Source organism: Streptomyces sp. NPDC090088, assembly GCF_044747345.1.
Lineage (GTDB): Bacteria > Actinomycetota > Actinomycetes > Streptomycetales > Streptomycetaceae > Streptomyces.
Map to the genome: position 1 here is coordinate 229,292 of NZ_JBIVDZ010000003.1, position 21,960 is coordinate 251,251.

Annotated in this window: 19 protein-coding genes; 9 read left to right on the forward strand and 10 right to left on the reverse strand. The window is 68.8% G+C overall.

Features of this window, described 5'->3' with window-relative positions; all coding sequences use genetic code 11:
- Window positions 1-123: 123 nt before the first annotated feature.
- On the reverse strand, window positions 124-1,509 hold the full coding sequence (locus tag ACIPSJ_RS17005; protein WP_401346505.1) for a serine hydrolase domain-containing protein: 1,386 nt from the start codon (window positions 1,507-1,509) through the stop codon (window positions 124-126).
- 37 nt (window positions 1,510-1,546) lie between these two features.
- On the reverse strand, window positions 1,547-2,251 hold the full coding sequence (locus ACIPSJ_RS17010) for a TetR/AcrR family transcriptional regulator (protein ID WP_401346507.1): 705 nt from the start codon (window positions 2,249-2,251) through the stop codon (window positions 1,547-1,549).
- A gap of 135 nt (window positions 2,252-2,386) precedes the next feature.
- On the opposite strand from ACIPSJ_RS17010, the gene ACIPSJ_RS17015 reads away from it, so the two are divergent.
- On the forward strand, window positions 2,387-3,520 hold the full coding sequence (locus tag ACIPSJ_RS17015; RefSeq protein WP_401346509.1) for an FAD-dependent oxidoreductase: 1,134 nt from the start codon (window positions 2,387-2,389) through the stop codon (window positions 3,518-3,520).
- 33 nt (window positions 3,521-3,553) lie between these two features.
- Here ACIPSJ_RS17015 and dnaB read toward each other — a convergent pair whose 3' ends face one another.
- Window positions 3,554-5,026, reverse strand: coding sequence for a replicative DNA helicase (gene dnaB, locus ACIPSJ_RS17020; protein ID WP_359211609.1), 1,473 nt, complete (start codon window positions 5,024-5,026; stop codon window positions 3,554-3,556).
- A gap of 459 nt (window positions 5,027-5,485) precedes the next feature.
- On the opposite strand from dnaB, the gene ACIPSJ_RS17025 reads away from it, so the two are divergent.
- Window positions 5,486-6,823, forward strand: a complete 1,338-nt coding sequence (locus ACIPSJ_RS17025) for an MATE family efflux transporter (protein ID WP_401346511.1) — start codon at window positions 5,486-5,488, stop codon at window positions 6,821-6,823.
- A gap of 129 nt (window positions 6,824-6,952) precedes the next feature.
- Here the strand turns inward: ACIPSJ_RS17025 and rplI are convergent, their stop codons facing one another.
- The 4 genes from rplI to rpsF all read right to left on the reverse strand — a co-directional run bounded on the left by rplI (window position 6,953) and on the right by rpsF (window position 8,679).
- Window positions 6,953-7,399, reverse strand: a complete 447-nt coding sequence (gene rplI / locus ACIPSJ_RS17030; RefSeq protein WP_355712524.1) for a 50S ribosomal protein L9 — start codon at window positions 7,397-7,399, stop codon at window positions 6,953-6,955.
- Window positions 7,400-7,417: 18 nt separating this feature from the next.
- Entirely contained in the window at window positions 7,418-7,654 is a 237-nt protein-coding gene (gene rpsR / locus ACIPSJ_RS17035; RefSeq protein ID WP_006381652.1) for a 30S ribosomal protein S18, read from the reverse strand.
- A 64-nt stretch (window positions 7,655-7,718) separates the two neighbouring features.
- Window positions 7,719-8,315, reverse strand: coding sequence for a single-stranded DNA-binding protein (locus tag ACIPSJ_RS17040; protein WP_359211601.1), 597 nt, complete (start codon window positions 8,313-8,315; stop codon window positions 7,719-7,721).
- Between the two features lie 73 nt (window positions 8,316-8,388).
- Window positions 8,389-8,679: a 30S ribosomal protein S6 gene (gene rpsF / locus ACIPSJ_RS17045; protein ID WP_093500872.1), complete on the reverse strand. Its 291-nt coding sequence runs from the start codon at window positions 8,677-8,679 to the stop codon at window positions 8,389-8,391.
- Between the two features lie 264 nt (window positions 8,680-8,943).
- On the opposite strand from rpsF, the gene ACIPSJ_RS17050 reads away from it, so the two are divergent.
- From ACIPSJ_RS17050 to ACIPSJ_RS17060, 3 genes are all read left to right on the forward strand, one after another.
- On the forward strand, window positions 8,944-9,246 hold the full coding sequence (locus ACIPSJ_RS17050) for a hypothetical protein (RefSeq protein WP_355712520.1): 303 nt from the start codon (window positions 8,944-8,946) through the stop codon (window positions 9,244-9,246).
- A 165-nt stretch (window positions 9,247-9,411) separates the two neighbouring features.
- Complete coding sequence (gene femX / locus ACIPSJ_RS17055; protein ID WP_355712518.1) at window positions 9,412-10,533, forward strand: peptidoglycan bridge formation glycyltransferase FemX; 1,122 nt, start codon at window positions 9,412-9,414, stop codon at window positions 10,531-10,533.
- A gap of 66 nt (window positions 10,534-10,599) precedes the next feature.
- A complete protein-coding gene (locus ACIPSJ_RS17060) occupies window positions 10,600-11,631 on the forward strand; it encodes an alanine racemase (protein ID WP_355712516.1) in 1,032 nt (343 codons plus the stop codon).
- An 87-nt stretch (window positions 11,632-11,718) separates the two neighbouring features.
- Here the strand turns inward: ACIPSJ_RS17060 and ACIPSJ_RS17065 are convergent, their stop codons facing one another.
- Complete coding sequence (locus ACIPSJ_RS17065) at window positions 11,719-13,218, reverse strand: glycosyltransferase family 87 protein (RefSeq protein WP_401346514.1); 1,500 nt, start codon at window positions 13,216-13,218, stop codon at window positions 11,719-11,721.
- 131 nt (window positions 13,219-13,349) lie between these two features.
- A complete protein-coding gene (locus tag ACIPSJ_RS17070; protein WP_401346516.1) occupies window positions 13,350-15,989 on the reverse strand; it encodes a transglycosylase domain-containing protein in 2,640 nt (879 codons plus the stop codon).
- A gap of 363 nt (window positions 15,990-16,352) precedes the next feature.
- On the opposite strand from ACIPSJ_RS17070, the gene ACIPSJ_RS17075 reads away from it, so the two are divergent.
- The 4 genes from ACIPSJ_RS17075 to ACIPSJ_RS17090 all read left to right on the forward strand — a co-directional run bounded on the left by ACIPSJ_RS17075 (window position 16,353) and on the right by ACIPSJ_RS17090 (window position 20,122).
- Entirely contained in the window at window positions 16,353-17,036 is a 684-nt protein-coding gene (locus tag ACIPSJ_RS17075; protein WP_359211588.1) for a helix-turn-helix transcriptional regulator, read from the forward strand.
- A gap of 43 nt (window positions 17,037-17,079) precedes the next feature.
- Window positions 17,080-18,162, forward strand: coding sequence for an inositol-3-phosphate synthase (locus ACIPSJ_RS17080; protein ID WP_359211585.1), 1,083 nt, complete (start codon window positions 17,080-17,082; stop codon window positions 18,160-18,162).
- A gap of 111 nt (window positions 18,163-18,273) precedes the next feature.
- Window positions 18,274-19,536 (forward strand): MFS transporter, encoded by a 1,263-nt coding sequence (locus tag ACIPSJ_RS17085; RefSeq protein WP_401346519.1) that lies wholly within the window; start codon window positions 18,274-18,276, stop codon window positions 19,534-19,536.
- Window positions 19,537-19,654: 118 nt separating this feature from the next.
- The gene (locus tag ACIPSJ_RS17090) at window positions 19,655-20,122 is read left to right on the forward strand and encodes a hypothetical protein (RefSeq protein WP_401346520.1); all 468 of its coding nucleotides are present in this window, start codon (window positions 19,655-19,657) and stop codon (window positions 20,120-20,122) included.
- 120 nt (window positions 20,123-20,242) lie between these two features.
- On the opposite strand, the gene ACIPSJ_RS17095 is transcribed toward ACIPSJ_RS17090, so the two are convergent.
- On the reverse strand, window positions 20,243-21,685 hold the full coding sequence (locus tag ACIPSJ_RS17095; RefSeq protein ID WP_401346523.1) for a CCA tRNA nucleotidyltransferase: 1,443 nt from the start codon (window positions 21,683-21,685) through the stop codon (window positions 20,243-20,245).
- Window positions 21,686-21,960: the final 275 nt, after the last annotated feature.

The following is a 21,960-nucleotide window of genomic DNA, read 5'->3' on the forward strand; positions in this document are numbered from 1 at the left end:
TTGGGGGTCGGGGGTGTGGCGTCTCGGCGCTTGTTTTGGGTGTTTGTTGGGTTTGTGGGGGGGGGGGGGGGGGGGCCCCCCCCCCCCCCCCCCCCCCCCCCCCCCCCCCACCCCCCTCGACCGTCAGCCGATCCCCCGCCACCCCTCGGGGTCCACTCCGCCGGGCACAGAAGACGCGTCCTCGTACGGCTGACGGGTGAACACGAACGATCCGAGGTCCAGGTGGCTCACGCTGCCGTCCGGGCGTCGTACGGGTCGTAGAAGCTCTCCGGCGTAGTACCCCTCCAGGCCGGTCCAGGTGCCGTCACCGTCGGCCCGGAAGCGCGCACGGCGGCCGGCGCCCGACAGCGGCCCCAGCGAGACCAGCCCGTCGGCCGTCACCGTCAGCACGAAGGCATGGGTGCCCCAGTACCACTGGCCCGCCAACTCCAGGACGGACGGATCGACCTGGGCCAGCGGGCGCCAGGGCTCGGGGATGCGTGGCTCGGCCTCCGCGACGATACAGACGAGGTCGGCGCCGACGGAGGACAGCAGCGGGCCGGAGGTGCAGTTCGCCAGGGCCACGGCCGCCACATCATCGTCCACGCTGACGGTGAGGTTGGCCAGGAAGCCGGGCAGTGAGCCGGAGTGCCCGACGAGCAGCCTGCCGTCCCGGCGCTGGATCTGCAGACCGAGGCCATAGGTGGCACCGTCCAGAACATCGGCGGCCTCGGCGGGGGCGGCCGGGGTGCGCATCTCCCGCACCGACTCGGCGCTCAGCACCCGGTCGTCGCCGGCCGCCAGGAACACGGCGAAGCGGGCCAGATCGCCGGTGGTCGACCAGAGCTGCCCCGCGGGCGCCATCCGGCCGAGGTCCTCCAACGGCTCCGGGAGCAGCGCGTCGGCCCAGGGGTGCACCGCCCAGCCGCCGGCGTGCGGCGCCTGCGGCTGGGCGCTCGTGCGGTCCAGGCCCAGCGGTTCGAGCACCTCCCGCCGGAGCACCTCCTCCCAGGGAGCACCGCGGAGCTCCTCGACCAGCGCGCCGAGCAGGGTGTAGCCGGGGTTGGAGTAGTGGAACCGGCGGCCGACGGGGTGCAGGAGAGGCTGTTCGCCGAGGACATCGCTCAGCTCCGGCCGCAGCGAGCCCGGGGTGCGCTCCCACCACGGCGCGGGCGACTCGGCGGCCAGTCCGCCGGTATGCGCGAGGAGTTCGGCGATGGTCGCCTCCCCCGCTCCGGTGCCCGGCAGGTGCTTCTCCAGAGGGTCGCCGAGGTCGAGCAGCCCCTCGTCGCGCAGCCGGAGCACCAGAACGGCCGTGAAGGTCTTGGTGATCGAGCCGATCCGGTACTGCACGTTCTGGTCCGGTCCGTGCCCGTCCACCGAGGTCCGCGCCCCGTGCCAGACGGCCCGCCCGCCCCGCACGACCGCCGCCACCAGTGACGGCGCCCGCCCTTCGGCCTGGGCCACGGCGATGCGATGCAGCAGCGCCCGTCTGGTCGCGGGGAGCAGCTCTTCCTGGGATGTCGTCATGTGCCCAGTCCACCCGGTGGGCGGACCGGCGTCGAGTTCATTTCGACGGCGGTGGCCAGGCGCCGTCGGCCGACTGCCGGCCAGCGGTGATCCCGGCGAGGATGAGGTCGATGCCCGCGACGAACTCGGCTCGGTCGTCATGGTTGCGCAACTGGCCGGCGATGTTCCGGGTGAACCCGTACTGGCCGGGGTCGAGTTGCGCCCACTCGGTCGCCACGGCGTCGAGGAAGTCGGTGCGGTTCGTGTCCGGCCGGAGCGTCAGGGTGTTGACGGCGTTCTGGCCCGCGACGCCGAGGATGTAGTTCAGCAGCGCGGACGCCGCGGTGAACTGGGCGGCCTCGGGCACCTGGAGCGCCTGCACCTGGCGTCCGATGCGTTCGAAGACGCCCAGCATCGGCGACTGCCACGAGGTGCGGGCGAGCTGTGCGCCGACCCACGGGTGGGCGTCGATCGCGTCGAACACCCCGAGCGCGAGGTCGCGGATCGCCTGCTGGGGCGTCGCGTCGGTGGCGTCGTCGGCAATGGTGGCGACGACGGCCTCGGTGGCGGCGGCCAGGAGTTCGGCCTTGCCCGTGACGTGCCAGTAGATCGCGCCCGGACCGGTCGCGAGGTGTTCCGCCAGGACCCGGAAGGTGAGCCCGCTCTCGCCCACGGTGTCGAGGAGTTCGACGGCCGCACCGACGATGCGCTCGCGGGAGAGCGGTTCCTGCCGTCGTTCCGGACGACGCGCCTTCGTTGCCATGCGGCCATTCTAGGCATCGTGGAACACCGTTCCACCTTGACAAGCTCTGGAACCTCGTTCCATCGTGGACGCGCTGGAACAGCGTTCCAGAGGCCTGGCGCCCGCCCGGCCGTCCATGGTCAGGAAGGAACCACCATGACCACTCCGGTCACGATCATCGGCGCGGGACTCGGAGGACTGACGCTCGCCCGGGTCCTGCACCTCCACGGCATCCCGGCCACCGTCTACGAGGCGGACCCCTCCCCGGCGGCTCGTGCGCAGGGCGGGATGCTCGACATCCACGACCACAACGGGCAGGTCGCCCTGCGGGCCGCCGGCCTGACGGAGGAATTCCGCGGCATCGTCCTGGAGGGCCGCCAGGCGATGCGGATCCTGGACCGGGACGGGACGGTCCTGCACGAGGAGGCCGACGACGGCACGGGCGGCCGCCCCGAAGCCCTGCGCGGCGAACTGCGGCGGATCCTGCTCGCCTCGCTCCCGGCCGACACCGTCCGCTGGGGCCACCGGGTCACCGGCACCCGCTCCCTCGGCGCGGGCCGCCACGAGGTGACCTTCGAGAACGGCACCGCCGTCGACACGGAACTCCTGGTCGGCGCGGACGGCGCGTGGTCACGGGTCAGGCCGCTGCTGTCCACCGCCACCCCCCGGTACGCCGGCAGGTCCTCCGTGGAGACCTACCTGTTCGACGGCGACACCCGGCACCCCGCCGGCGCGAAGGCCGTCGGCGGCGGCGCGCTCTTCGCACTCGCGCCGAAGAAGGGGATCCTTGCGCACCGGGAGAGCGGCGGCACCCTGCACGCCTACGTGGCGCTGTGCAAGCCGCTGGACTGGTTCGACGCCATCGACTTCGGCGACACCGCATCGGCCACGGCGCGGATCGCCGCGGAGTTCGACGGCTGGGCGCCGGAACTCACCGCCCTGATCACCGACACGGACACTCCGCCGCGACTGCGTCCGCACCACACGCTGCCCACCGAGCACCGCTGGGAGCGGGTGCCCGGGGTGACCCTCATCGGCGACGCCGCCCACCTCACCGCGCCCAACGGCGAAGGCGCCAACCTCGCCATGCTCGACGGCGCCGAACTCGGCCGGGCCCTCGCCGCACACCCCGACGACATCGAGACCGCGCTCGCCGAGTTCGAGCAGGCCATGTTCCCGCGCAGCGCCGCGGCCGCCGTCGACGGCGACGACCTCCACGAAGTCCTCCTCGGCGACGGCGCCCCGCACCACTTCGTCCGCCTCTTCACCGGCCACGCACAGGCCGGCTGAGCGACGGCACCGAGCGGCCGGGGCGGCCCGGGATCAGGTCTGCGCCATGTCCACGAAACGGGAGTAGTGGCCCTGGAAGGCCACGGTGATCGTCGCCGTCGGGCCGTTTCGGTGCTTGCCGACGATGATGTCCGCCTCGCCCGCGCGCGGTGACTCCTTCTCGTAGGCGTCCTCGCGATGGAGCAGGATGACCATGTCCGCGTCCTGCTCGATGGAGCCGGACTCACGCAGGTCGGACACCATCGGCTTCTTGTCGGTGCGCTGCTCGGGTCCACGGTTCAGCTGCGAGAGCGCGATCACCGGGACCTCCAGCTCCTTGGCCAGCAGCTTGAGGTTTCGGGACATGTCCGAGACCTCCTGCTGACGGCTCTCGGAGCGCTTGCCGCCGGACTGCATCAGCTGCAGATAGTCGATGATCACGAGCTTGATGTCGTTGCGCTGCTTGAGCCGGCGGCACTTGGCGCGGATCTCCATCATCGACAGGTTCGGCGAGTCGTCGATGTAGAGCGGGGCGGCCGAGACGTCCGGCATCCGGCGGGCCAGCCGGGTCCAGTCCTCGTCGGTCATCGTGCCGGAGCGCATGTGGTGCAGGGCGACCCGGGCCTCGGCGGACAGCAGACGCATCGCGATCTCGTTGCGGCCCATTTCGAGGGAGAAGATGACGCTGGGCAGGTTGTTCTTGATGGAGGCGGCCCGCGCGAAGTCCAGCGCGAGGGTCGACTTGCCCATGGCGGGACGCGCGGCGATGACGATCATCTGGCCCGGGTGCAGGCCGTTGGTGAGCGAGTCCAGATCCGTGAAGCCGGTGGGCACACCCGTCATCTCGCCGGTGCGGGAGCCGATCGCCTCGATCTCGTCGAGGGCGCCCTCCATGATGTCGCCGAGCGGCAGGTAGTCCTCGCTGGTCCGCTGCTCGGTGACGGCGTAGATCTCCGCCTGGGCGCTGTTGACGATCTCGTCGATGTCGCCGTCGGCCGCGTATCCCATCTGCGTGATGCGCGTGCCGGCCTCGACCAGGCGGCGCAGCACGGCCCGCTCGTGGACGATCTCCGCGTAGTACTCGGCGTTCGCCGCCGTCGGCACCGTCTGGACGAGGGTGTGCAGATAGGAGGCGCCGCCGACCTTGTTGATCTCGCCGCGCTTGGTGAGCTCGGCGGCGATGGTGATGGGGTCGGCCGGCTCGCCCTTGGCATAGACGTCGAGGATCGCCTGGTAGATCGTCTCGTGCGCGGGCTTGTAGAAGTCGTGGCCCTTGAGGATCTCGACGACGTCGGCGATGGCGTCCTTCGAGAGCAGCATGCCGCCGAGCACGGACTGTTCGGCGTCCAGGTCCTGCGGGGGAACCCGTTCGAAGGTGGCGCCGCCCTCCCAGTCGCCGTCCTCCCGGCCCCGGTCGTGCCGGTCGTCCCGGCCTCGGCCGCCCTCACCGCGACGGCGGGAGGCGGGCAGACGATCACTGGGACCGGCTTCGGCCCACGGATCGTCCAAGGGCTCGGAAATGCTCACCGAGCCACCTCCTCCCGTCCGACCGGCGGACCTCGCCGTGCCCTCTTTTCTACGGCACGGCACTGACAACTGGGTCGCCTTGTTCCGGTTCTGGACGCGTCGGTTTTGTGAGGTTTCCGAGGCCGTGAGAAGGAGTGGGCGCCGGACCACGTTAGGCCCGCGGGCACCGTCAGCCAATCTGGTTATCCACAGGCCATGTGGACGACGGCCCGTATGCTGTGGAGAACCCGCCAAAACCTGTGCACGACACGGTGGACAGCCCTGTGAACAAGCCCTCGATCTCCCTCCATGAACAGCCCTGACCTGCGTCTTTGTCATCCACCGGCTGTGCAGAAGAAAAACTTTCCCAGTCGGACCAAGATCGCTTCGAACGGCGCGCGAAAGCACGGCCCCTACACACATCAGTAAGGGTCATTGAGCAATTGCATCTCTTACCTGTGGACGATTAGATTAGCGCCCATGCCACAGGCTCCCGCGATCCCCCAGGCCACTCGACGGCGGCACGACCGAGAGATCGTCACGCTGGCCGTCCCGGCCTTCGGCGCACTCGTCGCCGAGCCGCTTTTCGTCATGGCCGACAGCGCGATCGTCGGCCATCTCGGTACCGCGCAGCTCGCCGGTCTCGGGGTCGCCTCGGCCCTCCTCACCACCGCGGTGAGCGTCTTCGTCTTCCTCGCCTACGCCACCACAGCGGCCGTCGCCCGCCGAGTCGGCGCCGGCGATCTCCAGGCAGCGATCCGCCAGGGCATGGACGGCATCTGGCTGGCGCTGCTGCTCGGCGCCGGCGTCATCGCCGTCGTCCTGCCCCTGGCCCCCGGCATAGTGGAACTCTTCGGTGCATCCGCCACCGCGGCTCCCTATGCGACGACCTATCTGCGGATCTCCTCGCTCGGTATCCCGGCCATGCTGGTGGTGCTCGCCGCCACCGGCGTCCTGCGCGGCCTGCAGAACACCCGGACCCCGCTGTACGTCGCCGTCGCGGGCTTCGTCGCCAACGCCGGACTCAACGCCGGGCTCGTCTACGGAGCCGGACTGGGCATCGCCGGTTCCGCCTGGGGCACCGTCATCGCCCAGTGCGCGATGGCGGCGGTCTATCTGATCGTCGTGGTCCGTGGCGCCCGCAGGCACGGAGCGTCCCTGCGCCCCGACGTGGCCGGGATCCGGGCCTCGGCACAGGCCGGCGCGCCGCTGCTCGTCCGGACACTCTCCCTGCGAGCCATCCTCATGATCGCCACGGCGGTGGCGGCCCGGCTGGGCGATGCCGACATCGCCGCCCACCAGATCGTGCTGTCGCTGTGGAGCCTGCTGGCCTTCGCCCTGGACGCGATCGCGATCGCCGGACAGTCCATCATCGGCCGCTATCTCGGTGCGGAAGACACCGAGGGCGCCCGCGAGGCCTGCCGACGCATGGTCCAGTGGGGCATCGCCACCGGAGTGGCCCTGGGCCTGCTGGTGGTGGCCGCCCGACCGCTCTTCCTCCCGCTCTTCACCAGCGACCCCGCCGTGACGGACACCGCGCTGCCCGCGCTGCTGATCGTGGCCGTCTCCCAGCCGATCTCCGGTGTGGTGTTCGTCCTCGACGGAGTCCTCATGGGAGCCGGAGACGGACCGTATCTCGCCGGCGCCATGGTCGTGACGCTTGCGGTCTTCACGCCGGTGGCGCTGCTCGTTCCCGTCCTCGGCGGTGGGCTCACCGCCCTCTGGGGCGCCATGACGCTGATGATGGCCGTACGGATGGCCACCCTGTGGCTGCGGGCCCGCTCGGGCCGGTGGATCGTGACGGGCGCAACGCGCTGACCGACGCACTCAGTCGGCGGTTTCACGTGAAACATCGCGGGCTGTCACGTTTCACGTGAAACAAGCAAAAGGGGCCGCACCCATGAAGGGTGCGGCCCCTTTCAGTTACTGCTCAAGCCGTGCGCAGCGTCAGGCCGCGACGACCTCGATGCTGACCGTGGCGGCAACCTCGGGGTGCAGACGCACGGACGTCGCGTGGGCGCCCAGGGTCTTGATCGCCGAGGAGACCTCGATGCGGCGCTTGTCGACCTCGGGGCCACCGGCAGCCTTGATCGCCGAAGCGATGTCGGCCTGGGTGACGGAACCGAAGAGGCGACCGGCGTCGCCGGCACGCACGGCCAGGCGAACCTTGACGCCCTCGAGCTGGGCCTTCACCTGGTTGGCCTGCTCGATGGTCTGGATCTCGTGGATCTTGCGAGCACGACGGATCTGCTCGACGTCCTTCTCGCCACCCTTGGTCCAGCGGATAGCGAACTTCCGCGGGATCAGGTAGTTGCGAGCGTAGCCGTCCTTGACGTCGACGACGTCGCCGGCGGCACCGAGGCCAGAGACCTCGTGGGTGAGGATGATCTTCATGTTTCGGTCACCCTTCCCTTAGCGCGCGGTGGACGTGTAGGGCAGCAGCGCCATCTCACGGCTGTTCTTGACGGCCGTGGCGACGTCACGCTGGTGCTGCGTGCAGTTGCCGGTCACGCGGCGGGCACGGATCTTGCCGCGGTCGGAAATGAACTTCCGCAGCATGTTCGTGTCCTTGTAGTCCACGTACTGGACCTTGTCCTTGCAGAAAGCGCAGACCTTCTTCTTAGGCTTGCGCACAGGCGGCTTCGCCATGGTGTTTCTCCTGTGTGATCAAGAAGTGGGGATGCGAGCCCTTGGCTCTTCGGGCCTGTGGCCCTTAGAACGGGGGCTCGTCCGAGTAGCCGCCGCCGCTGCCGCCGGAGTTGCCGGAGCCGCCGCCCCAACCGCCGCCACCCTGGTTGCCGCCGCCGGCGGGAGCGCCGGAGGCCCAGGGGTCGTCGTTGGGAGCGCCGCCCTGCTGGCCGCCGCCGGAGCCGCCGCCCCAGCCGCCGCCACCCTGGCCGCCACCGCCGCCGTAACCACCCTGGCCACCGCGACCGCCCTGACCGCCGGCGGTCTTGGTGACCTTGGCCGTGGCGCTTCGCAGGCTGGCGCCGACTTCCTCGACGTCCAGTTCGTAGACCGTGCGCTTGACACCCTCACGGTCCTCGTAGGACCGCTGCTTCAGCCGGCCCTGCACGATGACGCGCATGCCTCGCTGGAGCGACTCGGCGACGTTCTCCGCCGCCTGCCGCCAGACCGAGCAGGTGAGGAAGAGGCTTTCGCCGTCCTTCCACTCGTTCGTCTGGCGGTCGAAGGTGCGGGGAGTGGACGCGACGCGGAACTTCGCGACCGCCGCACCGGACGGGGTGAAGCGCAGCTCGGGGTCGTCGACAAGATTGCCGACGACCGTGATGACGGTCTCGCCTGCCATGGGGAACCTCTCGGCGGGTTTGCTGCTGGCTGCTTGCTGCTACTCGAAACCCGAGATCAGCTGAGCGGGAAGCTCAGTGGGTCTCGGGGCGGAGGACCTTGGTCCGGAGGACCGACTCGTTCAGGTTCATCTGGCGGTCGAGCTCCTTCACGACCACAGGCTCGGCCTGCAGGTCGATGACCGAGTAGATGCCCTCGGGCTTCTTCTTGATCTCGTACGAGAGACGACGACGGCCCCAGGTGTCGACCTTCTCCACCTTGCCGTTGCCCTCACGGACGACGGAGAGGAAGTTCTCGATCAGGGGGGCGACAGCGCGCTCCTCCAGATCGGGGTCGAGGATGACCATCACCTCGTAGTGACGCATGTGGAACCCACCTCCTTTGGACTCAGCGGCCACGGTCGTTCCGTGGCAGGAGGGTTGTGATGCGTACGCAACGGTATCGGCCGCCACTGACATTCGGGGGGTTCCCTCGGGATCCCCGGCCGCGGCCTGGGCAGACACCGGTGCAGACGGTACAGAGTACCCGCACACGTGCTTCCGGTTGAAATCCGGTGGCCTGGCCCCTCAATCTGTACACATCGGGTGTGTACGGCGCTACGATGCGCCGCCTTCCGCAGGAGGTGCCCTATGGCACAGGCATTGCGACCCAACACCGCCGGATCCCTGTTCGCCACGGACGGCAAGCCCCATCCGCTCCAGGACTCACTGATGGCAGTGACGCTGGTGCTCGGGCTGGTCGCCTTCTTCACCTCGTTCTTCCACAGCCTGCACCTGCTCAGCTCCTGGACCGGCCTGATCGGCATCCTCACCGGTCTGTACGGGCAGTGGATCTCGATCACCACGCGCGAGCGCTTCGGTCTGATCCTGGGTCTCGGTGCCGCGGGCGTCGGCTTCTTCATCGGTATGGCGCACGGCGGGCTGTTCGGGTAGCCGTCCGGCACCTCCCGCAGCACAGCGGAACGTCCCGGCCTTTCGCGGGCCGGGACGTTGGTGCCGTACGCCCGGTCGGGCCGCGAGCAAGGCGCAGTAGGCTTCGGCGCGAGAGCCGGAGCCCCTGTACCCATGGGGACACACCAGCCCGAGGAGCGCCCCGACATGAGCCTGACCCTGAGGACCATCAGCCGCGAACAGCATCTGGCCTACATCCAGAGCCTGCCGGCGGCTAGCCACATGCAGGTCCCGGCCTGGGCAGATGTCAAGGCGGAGTGGCGTTCGGAGAACCTCGGCTGGTTCGACGAGCGCACCGGCGAGATGGTCGGCGCCGGCCTGGTGCTGTACCGCCAGCTGCCCAAGATCAAGCGCTACCTCGCCTATCTGCCCGAGGGCCCGGTCATCAACTGGTTCGCGCCGAATCTCGACGAGTGGATCCAGCCGATGCTGGCCCACCTCAAGCAGCAGGGCGCGTTCTCGGTGAAGATGGGCCCGCCGGTGATCATCCGGCGCTGGGAGGCCAACTCCATCAAGGCCGGCATCCAGAACCCGGACGTGAAGCGGCTGCGCGACATCGAGGCCGACTTCATCGAGCCGCGCGCCTTCGAGGTGGCCGACAAGCTGCGCCGGATGGGCTGGCAGCAGGGCGAGGACGGCGGCGCCGGCTTCGGCGACGTCCAGCCGCGCTACGTCTACCAGGTGCCGCTGGCCAACCGTTCCCTGGAAGACGTCCACAAGAACTTCAACCAGCTGTGGCGACGCAACATCAAGAAGGCCGAGAAGGCCGGTGTCGAGGTCGTCCAGGGCGGCTACCAGGACCTCGCGGAGTGGCAGCGGCTGTACGAGATCACGGCCGTGCGCGACCACTTCCGGCCGCGCCCGCTGTCGTACTTCCAGCGCATGTGGACGGCCCTCAACACCGAGGACCCGAACCGGATGCGGCTGTACTTCGCCCGGCACAACGGGGTGAACCTGTCCGCGGCGACCATGCTGATCGTCGGCGGGCACGTCTGGTACTCCTACGGCGCCTCCGACAACATCGGCCGGGAGGTGCGGCCCTCCAACGCCATGCAGTGGCGGATGCTGCGCGACGCCTACGCGCTCGGCGCCACCGTCTACGACCTGCGCGGCATCTCGGACTCGCTGGACGAGACGGACCACCTCTTCGGCCTGATCCAGTTCAAGGTGGGCACGGGCGGCCAGGCCGCCGAGTACCTCGGCGAGTGGGACTTCCCGCTGAACAAGCTGCTCCACAAGGCTCTCGACATCTACATGTCGCGCCGCTGACGTCACGCTCCGTGCTTCTATAGCCCTGACACACCCCAGCCATCCAGAGAGGTACCAGGTCCGGCCATGGCGCTCACGCTCTACGTCGACACCGCGCGCTGGCGGGCGCACCACAAGCACGTGCAGGAGCAGTTCCCGGGGCTGGTCCCGGTCTGCAAGGGCAACGGCTACGGCTTCGGGCACGAACGCCTGGCGGAGGAGGCCACGCGTCTGGGCTCGGACATCCTCGCCGTCGGCACGACGTACGAGGCCGCGCGCATAAAGGACTGGTTCGGCGGCGACCTGCTGGTGCTGACGCCCTACCGGCGCGGCGAGGAGCCCGTTCCGCTGCCCGACCGCGTCATCCGGTCGGTGTCCTCGATCGACGGCGTGTACGGCCTGGTGGGCGCCCGTGTGGTCATCGAGGTGATGTCCACGATGAAGCGGCACGGCATCAGCGAGCAGGACCTGCCGCAGCTGCACTCGGCCATAGAGAACGTCCGCCTGGAGGGCTTCGCCATCCATCTGCCGCTGGACCGCACCGACGGCTCGGACGCCGTCGAGGAGGTCATCGGCTGGATGGACCGGCTGCGCGCGGCCCGGCTGCCGCTGCACACCATGTTCGTCAGCCACCTCAAGGCCGACGAACTGGCCCGGCTGCAGCAGCAGTTCCCGCAGACCCGCTTCCGGGCCCGGATCGGCACCCGGCTGTGGCTGGGGGACCACGACGCCACCGAGTACCGGGGGGCGGTCCTGGACGTCACCCGCGTCGCCAAGGGCGACCGGTTCGGCTACCGGCAGCAGAAGGCGGCCTCGGACGGCTACCTGGTGGTCGTGGCGGGCGGTACGTCGCACGGGGTGGGCCTGGAGGCCCCGAAGGCCCTGCACGGCGTCATGCCGCGTGCCAAGGGCGTCGCACGGGCCGGTCTGGCCACGGTGAACCGGAACCTTTCTCCGTTCGTCTGGGGCGGCAAGCAGCGCTGGTTCGCGGAGCCCCCGCACATGCAGGTGTCGATCCTCTTCGTGCCGACGGAGGCCCCCGAGCCCAAGGTGGGCGAGGAGCTGGTGGCCCATCTGCGGCACACCACCACCCAGTTCGACCGCATCGTGGACCGCTGACGGTCCCCGGAACGCCGAAAGGGCCGTACACGGACTCCGTGTACGGCCCTTTCTCACGGCAGGAACCAGGCTGTTCGGGCTGTTCGCTCAGAGCGAACCGTCCTCGGAGGATCGGCTTCCCCATTCCACCTGCGGCCCCTCGAAGTGGGCGGCGTGGCGCGGGGGAAGCGTGGCACCGCCGAGCACGAAGACGTCCTCCGCGCCGTCCAGCACCCCGCCCGAGGGGTCGTCGTCACCGGAGCGGCGCACCACGTCCCGTTCGGGCATGAGGATGTCGCGTACGACCATCGCGCACAGGTAGAGCGTGCCCAGCAGGTGCACGGCGATCGCCCAGTGGTAGCCGTGGGTCGGCAGGCCCTTGTGGGCGTCTCCGCTGGTCGTGTACGCGAGGTACATCCAGATCCCCAGGAAGTACGCCACCTCGCACGCCTGCCAGATCAGGAAGTCCCGCCACTTGGGCCGGGCGAGGACGGCCAGCGGCACCAGCCACAGGACGTACTGCGGGGAGTAGACCTTGTTGGTGAGGATGAAGGCCGCCACCACCAGGAAGGCCAGCTGGGCGAAGCGCGGCCGGCGCGGGGCGGTCAGCGACAGGGCGGCGATACCCACGAAGCAGAGCAGCACCAGGATCATGGCCGCGTTGTTCACGAAGTCGGTGGACGGCGGGGTGGTGGTGTTCTGTGCCCAGATCAGCCAGAAGGACCCGAAGTCGACCCCCCGCTCCTGGCTGAACGTGTAGAACTTCGACCAGCCGTCGAAGGCGAAGATCATCACCGGCAGGTTCACCACGATCCAGGCGCCCGCCGCGCCGCCGAAGGCGACGAAGAACTCCCGCCATTTTCCGGCCCGCCAGCACAGCAGGAGCAGCGGCCCCAGCAGGAACACGGGATACAGCTTGGCGGCCGTGGCAAGGCCCAGGAGGACACCGAAGGCGAGGGGACGGCTCCGGGACCACATCAGCATCGCCGCGGCCGTCAGAGCGACCGCCAGGAGGTCCCAGTTGATGGTGGCGGTCAGCGCGAAGGCGGGCGCCAGCGCGACCAGCAGTCCGTCCCAGGGGCGCCGGCGGTGCGTTCGGACCACGCACACCGCGATGACGGCGGCGCAGACCATCAGCATCCCGGCATTGACGAACCAGTACACCTGCTCCTGGAGCTGGATGCTGCCGCTGCCCGGCGTGAGCCATGCGGCGACCTCCATGAACACACCGGTCAGCACCGGGTATTCGAGGTAGTCCATGTCGCCCGGGAGCTTGTCGAAGTACGGCACCAGGCCGTCGGCGAAGCCCCGCCCCTGATAGAGGTGCGGAATGTCCGAGTAGCAGGCGTGGGTGTACTGGGAACTCGCGCCGAAGAACCAGCCGCCGTTGTAGCAGGGCGCCTTCTGGATCAGGCCCAGGGCGAACATGCCGATCGCCACGAGGACCACCACCCGTAGCGGCGTCCACCAGGACGTCCCGAGCAGCGCACGCCGCCCGATGGGGCCACCGATCAGCTCACTCCCGGCGGCGGCGACCGCGTCTTCCCTGGTCGGCCGCACCGGCTCCGGCTCGCGCACGCTCACGGGCGTCGTCTCTGCACTGGGCATGGGGCCCATCCTGCCGTACCTCTCTAGGAATACGCCGAGGGCCGCCGCACCTCGTCGGGTGCGGCGGCCCATGTTTCACGTGAAACACACTACGGCGGGCGAAAAGGTCACCTACCGGTCAGGCCTCACGGCTAGCCGGTCGATCCGCCGAAGAGATTCCCTCCGCCGTTGGCATTGCCTCTGGTGTTGCCTTCGCCGGTCGTCTCCGTGGCCGTCGGCGAGGACGTGGTACCGGAGGTGCTGCCGGTGTCACCGCCGTCGGTCGAGCAGTTCCAGGCGAACTGGCAGGTCTCGGTCGCACTGGGCGACGGCGAGGTGACCGTCTCGCTGGGCGTGGCGCTCGGCGTGATGCTGGGCGTCTCGCTCGGCGTGATGCTGATGGTCGGAGTCGGGGAGGGAGCCCCCGCCTCGTCCGCGACCTCACCGATCTTGCTGGCGTCCGGGAAGCCGGGGTCGTTCTTGCCCTTGAGCGCGGCCGTCATGTACTCGGTCCACACCGAGGTCGGGATGTCACCACCGTGGATGGACTCCACGCCGGCGGTGCCGTTCATGGAAAGCAGCTCGGCGTCCTTCGGGTTCTCCCGGAACATCGCCACCGACGTCGCCAGCTGCTGGGTGTAGCCGACGAACCAGGCGGACTTGTTGCTGTCGGTGGTACCGGTCTTGCCCGCCGCCGTACGGCCCAGGGCCTTGGCGTTGGTACCCGTACCGTTCTGGATCACGTTCTCCAGAGTGTCCGTGACGTTGTTCGCGACGTCCGAGGGCATCGCGGTGCTCACCTTCGGCTTGCTGAAGCCGCTCACCGGCTGCCCGTCCTCCTTGACCTCCGTCACCGAGTACGGGTCCGCGTGCTTGCCGGACGCTGCGAAGGTGGCGTAGGCGTCCGCCATGCGGATCGCGCTGGGGGTGGACGTACCGATGGCGAACGACGGGTTCAGCGTCGACATGCTGTCGGGCAGGATCCCGGAGGACTCGGCCACATCCCGCACATGCGTCAGGCCGACGTCCACGCCGAGTTGCACGAACGGCGTGTTGATCGACTGTTCCATCGCCTTGCGCAGGCTGATGTAGCCCCAGGCGTGGTCACTCTCGTTCCGCTGACGGAAGATCGAGTTGTCCTTGTTCAGGAAGTACGTGCCGTCCTGCTTCTGCACCTTCAGGTTGTCGTTGCCGTTGTACTTGCTCAGCGGCGAGAGCCCGACGCCGTCGGTCTTGTACGTCCCGTACTCCATGGCCGCGGCCAGCACGAACGGCTTCCACGTCGAACCGACGGGGACACCGGAGGTGTCGGCGTTGTTGGTGAAGTGGTTGTTCTCGTAGCCGGCGCCGCCGTACAGGGCGACGATCGCGCCGTCGTTGGGCACCACCGAGGCGGCACCGAACTGGACGTACTTGTCCTTCTCCCGGTTCTTCGGATCCAGCCGCGCCTTCTGGACCTTCTGCACGGCCGCACTCAGCGCGTTGACCTTGTCCTTCTGGAAGGTCGTGTAGATCTGGAAGCCGCCCTTGTCGAACTGCGCCTCCGTGACGTTGGAGTGCGCGAGGACGTACTTCTTGGCCGTGTCGGCGAGGTAGCTGATCTGGCCGGTCATGCCCTTGGTCGCCTTGCGGCCCTGGGGCAGCGGGTACTTCTTGACGGCCTGCTGGTACTGGGCGTCGGTGAGGTGCTGGTCCTTGTGCATCTCCTCGAGGATCCAGGCCCAGCGTTCATGGGAGCGCTTGTAGTTGGCTTCCTTGGTGGCCGCGGGGTCGATGTCCGGGTTGCCCGCGGGGTCGTAGTAGGTCGCGCCCTTGAGCAGCGAGGCCAGGACCGCGCACTGGCTCGGGGTGAGGTCCTTCGCGTCCACGCCGTAGTAGGTCTGGGCGGCGGCCTGGATGCCGTACGCGCCCCGACCGAAGTACGAGGTGTTCAGGTAGCCCTGCAGGATCTGCTGCTTGGTGAGCTTGGTGCCCACCTTGATGGAGATGAACATCTCCTTGAACTTGCGGCTGACGGTCTGGTCCTGGCTGAGGTAGGTGTTCTTGACGAACTGCTGGGTGATCGTCGAACCACCCTGCGTCTCACCACCCCGGGCCATGTTGACCAGGGCACGGGCGATACCCATGGGGTCGACGCCCGAGTCCGAGTAGAAGCTCTTGTTCTCGGCCGAGATCACCGCGTCCTGCATGGCCTCGGGGATCTGGTCGATCGTGACGTTCTGCCGGTTCGCACCGGCGCCCGTCGCGACCATCTGATCGCCGTTGGACCAGTAATAGACGTTGTTCTGGGACTTGGCCGCGTCGTTCTCGTTGGGGATGGTCACCATGGCGTAGCTGACGCCGACCAGCGCCACCAGGCTGCCGAAGAAAGTGATGCACAGCCCGGAGACGAGCTTCCAGGAGGGGACCCAGCGACGCCAGCCGAACCGGTTGGCTCTGGGGTAGTCGATCAGACGCTTCTTGCCCGGCGCCGACGACGCCCGGCCTCTGCCACGTCCGGGCCCGGCAGGACCTCCCGGGCCACGGTTCCCGTTGTCGGGCGCTCTGCGGCGGCCTCCCGTGTTTCTCTGCGCCGCCCGGCGTGCGTCTGCACGACTGCCGTAGGGGCGCTCTTCACCACCCGAGCCTTGGGAGTCCGACCCGTAGGAACGGGACCCATAGGAGTCGGAAGGAGACCCGGTGGCGCCTCGCGGTGCCGCACGGCGGCCGGAGGTCGGGTCGGACTGGCCGCGTCGGGCCGCGGCACGTCCGCCTCCCTGCGGCTGCTGCGGTTTGCGACGGTGCTCGCTCATCGAACGATTACTCCTCGGGCAGGCGCACCCGTGCGCGCCTGGAAACGGCGGCTGGTTTCCGGTCCCCCCGAAGTACGGATGTGGTCGGTCCTGCATTCACCCGTACTGCACCGGGGACAGGGACGCCCCCCAGGCGTCACTCGGTTCCCGGTGGTTTGCATGCCGCACAGACTACGCACCGCCAAAACCCGCCGAGCCCCGAAGTTCACACCAAATCAGGCAAGTTGCCTCCTGCGAATCGGTGATGTGATCCCGTTCACCGTCGTTCCTCTTGTCGCATGGGTCAGCCCGATCTATCGTCGGGATGTATCGAGTCGATACATCAGAGCGAGATAAGCGAGACGCGGACGAGAGGAGGCGACCATGAGCCGGCGCTCCGGCATCCTTGAGTTCGCCGTGCTCGGCCTGCTCCGCGAGTCCCCGATGCACGGCTATGAGCTGCGGAAACGGCTGAACACCTCACTGGGTGTGTTCCGTGCGTTCAGCTACGGGACGCTCTACCCCTGCCTCAAGACGCTGGTCGCCAACGGCTGGTTGATCGAGGAACCGGGAAACACCGCCGAGGACGCCCTCGCCGCACCGCTCTCCGGCCGCCGCGCCAAGATCGTCTACCGGTTGACGGCGGAAGGGAAGGAGCATTTCGAGGAGCTCCTCTCCCAGACCGGCCCCGACGCGTACGAGGACGAGCACTTCGCCGCCCGGTTCGCCTTCTTCGGGCAGACCTCGCGCGATGTGCGGATGCGCGTGCTGGAGGGCCGTCGCAGCCGGCTGGAGGAGCGCCTGGAGAAGATGCGCGCCTCGCTGGCGCGCACCCGGGAGCGCCTCGACGACTACACGCTTGAGCTCCAGCGCCACGGGATGGAGTCCGTGGAGCGCGAAGTGCGCTGGCTGAACGAGCTCATCGAGAGCGAGCGGGCCGGACGGGACCTGAAGGGTCCCGCCTCCGGGGGGTCCGCTCAGCAGAACACCACCAATGGAACGCCGGGCGTCCTGCCCCGGTCCGGGGATTCCCCCGGACCGGATACGCCCGGCGACACCGCCACGTGAGACCCGCTCAGGGCCTCACTCGTACACACAGGGAGCAACCGGAATGGGTTCGGTTCGCGTAGCCATCGTCGGCGTGGGCAACTGTGCCGCGTCGCTGGTGCAGGGAGTCGAGTACTACAAGGACGCCGACCCGGCGTCCAAGGTCCCCGGCCTGATGCATGTCCAGTTCGGCGACTACCACGTCAAGGACATCGAGTTCGTCGCCGCCTTCGACGTGGACGCCAAGAAGGTCGGCCTGGACCTGGCGGACGCCATCGGCGCCTCCGAGAACAACACCATCAAGATCTGCGACGTCCCGAACACCGGTGTGAAGGTACGGCGCGGCCACACCCTGGACGGTCTCGGTAAGTACTACCGCGAGACCATCGAGGAGTCCGCGGCCGAGCCGGTCGACGTCGTGAAGATCCTCAAGAAGAAGCAGGTCGACGTCCTCGTCTGCTACCTGCCGGTCGGCTCCGAGGCAGCGGCGAAGTTCTACGCCCAGTGCGCCATCGACGCCAAGGTCGCCTTCGTCAACGCCCTCCCGGTCTTCATCGCCGGCACCAAGGAGTGGGCGGACAAGTTCACCGAGGCCGGTGTCCCGATCGTCGGTGACGACATCAAGTCGCAGGTCGGCGCCACCATCACGCACCGCGTCATGGCGAAGCTGTTCGAGGACCGGGGTGTCGTCCTGGACCGCACGATGCAGCTGAACGTCGGCGGCAACATGGACTTCAAGAACATGCTCGAGCGGGACCGCCTCGAGTCCAAGAAGATCTCCAAGACGCAGGCCGTCACCTCCCAGATCCCCGACCGGGACCTCGGCGAGAAGAACGTCCACATCGGCCCGTCCGACTACGTCGCCTGGCTGGACGACCGCAAGTGGGCCTACGTCCGCCTGGAGGGCCGCGCCTTCGGTGACGTCCCGCTGAACCTGGAGTACAAGCTCGAGGTCTGGGACTCCCCGAACTCCGCGGGTGTCATCATCGACGCCCTGCGCGCCGCGAAGATCGCCAAGGACCGGGGTATCGGCGGCCCGATCCTCTCCGCATCGAGCTACTTCATGAAGTCCCCGCCGGTCCAGTACTTCGACGACGAGGCCCGCGAGAACGTGGAGAAGTTCATCCGCGGCGACGTCGAACGCTGAGTCTGAAGCTCGCCAAAAATCGCTCCTGCCAGGGCTGCTCTGAGGGTCCCCGGGTCATCCGACCCGGGGACCCTTCCCCTTGGTGCGGTCCCCTGTGTGAGGCTGTGCACCATGCCCGTCGTCCGCGACCTGCGTGTCCTGCTGCGCCTGCGGGACTTCCGCCGTCTGCTCGCCGTACGCCTGCTCTCCCAGGGTGCCGACGGCGTCTACCAGGTCGCGCTCGCCGCCTACGTCGTCTTCTCCCCGGAGAAGCAGACCTCACCGGCCGCGATCGCCTCGGCCATGGCGGTCCTGCTCCTCCCGTACTCCCTCGTGGGCCCCTTCGCGGGTGTCCTGCTGGACCGCTGGCGCCGCCGCCAGGTCTTCCTCTACGGCAATCTGCTGCGCGCCCTGCTGGCCGCGGTGACCGCCGTGCTGATGATCAGCCACGTCCCCGACTGGCTCTTCTACGCCTCCGCCCTGTGCGTCACGGCCGTCAACCGCTTCGTCCTTTCGGGTCTGTCCGCCGCGCTCCCGCGGGTGGTCGACACCGACCGGCTGGTGCTGGCCAACTCCCTGTCCCCGACCGCCGGAACCCTCGCCGCGACGGCCGGCGGCGGTCTCGCCTTCGGCGTGCGGCTGCTGGCCTCGCACTCCGATGCCGCCGTGGTGCTGCTGGGCGCCGCGCTGTACCTGGCCGCGGCGCTCACCTCCCTGACCATGGCCCCGGGGCTCCTCGGCCCCGACCGGCATCCGGCGCAGCCGACCCTGGGGACGGCGGTGATCACCACGGCACGTGACCTGCTGGCGGCGATACGGCACCTCGCCGCGCCCCGACGGCGTGAGGCGGTCTGGGCACTGCTCACGATGACCGCGATGCGCTTCTGCTACGGCGCCCTGCTCGTCCTGGTGCTGATGCTGTGCCGCTACGCCCTCTCCTCCGACCCGGACGAGGGACTCGGTCTGCTGGGGGTGGCGCTGGGGATCTCCGGCGCGGGCTTCTTCACAGCGGCCGTGGTGACGCCCTGGGCCGCGGGGCGGCTCGGCCCCGGACGCTGGATCGTCGTCTGCGCCGCGTCCGCCGCCGTACTGGAGCCCGCCCTGGGCCTCCCCTTCACGACCGGCCCCATGCTCGTCGCCGCCTTCGTCCTGGGACTCGTCACCCAGGGCGCGAAGATCGCAACGGACACCATCGTGCAGTCGTCGGTCGACGACGCCTTCCGCGGCCGGATCTTCTCCGTGTACGACGTCCTCTTCAACGTCGCCTTCGTCGGAGCAGCCGGCGTCGCCGCCCTGATGCTCCCGCCGGACGGCCGCTCCGCCGCTCTCGTCATCACGGTCGCCCTGATCTACGCGGCGGTTGCAGGGGCTATGGCCCGCTTTGAACGCCGCTGAGGATCACAGCGGAGTCACGGAATGTCGCCTGCTCACAGCAGCGTCAGTGGCAACGGCTAACTTACGCGGGTCTTAACTCGCGCATTGCGCACTGATGTTCTCCAGGGGGACTTCCACCGTGACAACTCCGCCGCCGCCCCAGGGCCAGGCTCCGTACCCGCCGCAGGGGCAGCCTCCCTACCCGCCCCAGCCGGGCTTCCCGCAGCAGGGCGGTCCGTACGCGCCGATGCCTCCGCAGCCGCAGCGCAAGCTCAAGCCCAAGACGATCAAGAACATCGTCATCGTCGCGGTCGCCCTGGTCGCGGCCGTCGGCGGCTACCTGGCGAGCCGCAACGACGCCGACACCGCGAAGGTCGGGGACTGCATGCACCGCGGCAGCACCAACGACAGCAACCCGGACCTCGAAGTCGTGGACTGCGGCTCCCCCAAGGCGCAGTACGTGGTCCTGGCCAAGATCGACGGCACCTTCACCAGCGCCAGCGCCCAGATCTCCTGCGAGACCAAGGCCAAGGACTTCCAGTACGCCTACATGGAGACGAAGAGCAGCGACGACTTCCTGCTCTGCCTGAAGGACTACTCGAAGTAAGGACGTAGGTAGTGGAGAGGGGCGATGTTTCACGTGAAACATCGCCCCTCATCGCATCTCGGCGCCCCAGCGTCCCGGCGGGGTCATGTTTCACGTGAAACATGACCCCGTTCCACGCTCTCAGCCCTGCGCGGCCCACCACTCCTTGAGCGCGGCCACCGCGGCATCGTGCTCCATCGGACCGTGCTCCAGCCGGAGCTCCAGCATGTGCTTGTAGGCCTGACCGACCTCCGGACCGGGCCGGACTCCCAGGATCTCCATGATCTGGTTGCCGTCGAGGTCCGGGCGGATCGCGTCCAGCTCCTCCCGCTCCTGGAGCTCGGTGATCCGCTGCTCCAGGCCGTCGTAGGCGCGGGAGAGAGCCGCGGCCCTGCGCTTGTTGCGCGTGGTGCAGTCGGACCGGGTCAGCTTGTGCAGGCGGTCCAGCAGCGGGCCGGCGTCACGGACGTAGCGACGGACCGCCGAGTCCGTCCACTCGCCGGTGCCGTAGCCGTGGAAACGCAGATGAAGTTCGACCAGTCGTGAGACGTCCTTCACGAGCTCGTTGGAGTACTTCAGAGCCGTCATGCGCTTCTTGGTCATCTTCGCCCCGACCACCTCGTGGTGGTGGAAGGAGACACGGCCGTCCTTCTCGAAGCGGCGAGTGCGCGGCTTGCCGATGTCGTGCAGCAGCGCGGCCAGCCGGAGGGTGAGGTCGGGACCGTCCTCCTCCAGCGCCATCGCCTGCTCCAGGACGATCAGGGTGTGGTCGTAGACGTCCTTGTGCCGGTGGTGCTCGTCGCTCTCCAGACGCAGGGCGGGCAGCTCGGGCAGGACATGGTCGGCCAGGCCGGTGTCGACGAGCAGCGTCAGCCCCTTGCGGGGGTGGGCGGAGAGGATCAGCTTGTTCAGCTCGTCCCGGATCCGCTCGGCCGAGACGATCTCCAGACGTCCGGCCATGTCCGTCATCGCCGCGACGACCTCGGGGGCGACCTCGAAGTCGAGCTGGGCGGCGAAGCGGGCGGCGCGCATCATCCGCAGCGGGTCGTCCGAGAAGGACTCCTCGGGCGTCCCCGGGGTGCGGAGCACGCGCAGTGCCAGGTCCTCCAGGCCGCCGTGCGGGTCGATGAACTCCTTCTCCGGCAGGGCCACCGCCATCGCGTTGACGGTGAAGTCACGCCGGACGAGGTCCTCCTCGATGGAGTTCCCGTACGACACCTCCGGCTTGCGCGAGGTGCGGTCGTAGGCCTCGGACCGGTAGGTGGTCACCTCGATCTGGTAGCCGTCCTTCTGTGCCCCGACTGTGCCGAAAGCAATACCGACCTCCCAGACGGCATCCGCCCAGGGACGGATGATCTTCAGTACGTCCTCGGGGCGGGCGTCCGTGGTGAAGTCCAGATCGTTGCCGAGCCGGCCCAGCAGCGCGTCCCGGACCGAGCCGCCGACCAGGGCAAGCAGGAACCCGGCCTCCTGGAATCGACGGGCGAGGTCGTCGGCGACGGGGGCCACCCGCAGCAGCTCGCTCACCGCGCGCTGCTGCGCCTGGCTCAGGGCAGTAGGAGTGTCTTCATTGGCGTTCGGCACAACAGAAAAGGGTACGTGCCCCGGGCCGCCCGAAGCGCCGCCATATTCCGGCAGCGGCCCTGCGTGGGCCCGTGCAAGAGGAGTGGGACAGCTCACTCCAAACCCGCTCAAGAACAGCGCTCGGCGCCTACGGGAATCCTCTGGCGATACTGAAACATAGGGGACGGGCCGGTGTTCTTTCCCGATCTTGCGGAGCAGACCGCGGCACTTCCGTTCAGCGCACCTCGTTACCATGCGTGGACGCACATTCCGACGACCACTGACGACGACTAGGG

Coding starts and splice junctions, on each gene's coding strand:
- ACIPSJ_RS17010 (WP_401346507.1), bottom strand. CDS start 2,251: ATGGCAACGAAGGCGCGTCGTCCGGAACGACGGCAGGAACCGCTCTCC.
- rplI (WP_355712524.1), bottom strand. CDS start 7,399: ATGAAGATCATCCTCACCCACGAGGTCTCTGGCCTCGGTGCCGCCGGC.
- ACIPSJ_RS17070 (WP_401346516.1), bottom strand. CDS start 15,989: ATGAGCGAGCACCGTCGCAAACCGCAGCAGCCGCAGGGAGGCGGACGT.
- ACIPSJ_RS17060 (WP_355712516.1), top strand. CDS start 10,600: ATGGCGCTCACGCTCTACGTCGACACCGCGCGCTGGCGGGCGCACCAC.
- femX (WP_355712518.1), top strand. CDS start 9,412: ATGAGCCTGACCCTGAGGACCATCAGCCGCGAACAGCATCTGGCCTAC.
- rpsR (WP_006381652.1), bottom strand. CDS start 7,654: ATGGCGAAGCCGCCTGTGCGCAAGCCTAAGAAGAAGGTCTGCGCTTTC.
- ACIPSJ_RS17025 (WP_401346511.1), top strand. CDS start 5,486: ATGCCACAGGCTCCCGCGATCCCCCAGGCCACTCGACGGCGGCACGAC.
- ACIPSJ_RS17085 (WP_401346519.1), top strand. CDS start 18,274: ATGCCCGTCGTCCGCGACCTGCGTGTCCTGCTGCGCCTGCGGGACTTC.
- ACIPSJ_RS17015 (WP_401346509.1), top strand. CDS start 2,387: ATGACCACTCCGGTCACGATCATCGGCGCGGGACTCGGAGGACTGACG.
- ACIPSJ_RS17050 (WP_355712520.1), top strand. CDS start 8,944: ATGGCACAGGCATTGCGACCCAACACCGCCGGATCCCTGTTCGCCACG.
- ACIPSJ_RS17005 (WP_401346505.1), bottom strand. CDS start 1,509: ATGACGACATCCCAGGAAGAGCTGCTCCCCGCGACCAGACGGGCGCTG.
- ACIPSJ_RS17075 (WP_359211588.1), top strand. CDS start 16,353: ATGAGCCGGCGCTCCGGCATCCTTGAGTTCGCCGTGCTCGGCCTGCTC.
- ACIPSJ_RS17040 (WP_359211601.1), bottom strand. CDS start 8,315: ATGGCAGGCGAGACCGTCATCACGGTCGTCGGCAATCTTGTCGACGAC.
- rpsF (WP_093500872.1), bottom strand. CDS start 8,679: ATGCGTCACTACGAGGTGATGGTCATCCTCGACCCCGATCTGGAGGAG.
- ACIPSJ_RS17065 (WP_401346514.1), bottom strand. CDS start 13,218: ATGCCCAGTGCAGAGACGACGCCCGTGAGCGTGCGCGAGCCGGAGCCG.
- ACIPSJ_RS17080 (WP_359211585.1), top strand. CDS start 17,080: ATGGGTTCGGTTCGCGTAGCCATCGTCGGCGTGGGCAACTGTGCCGCG.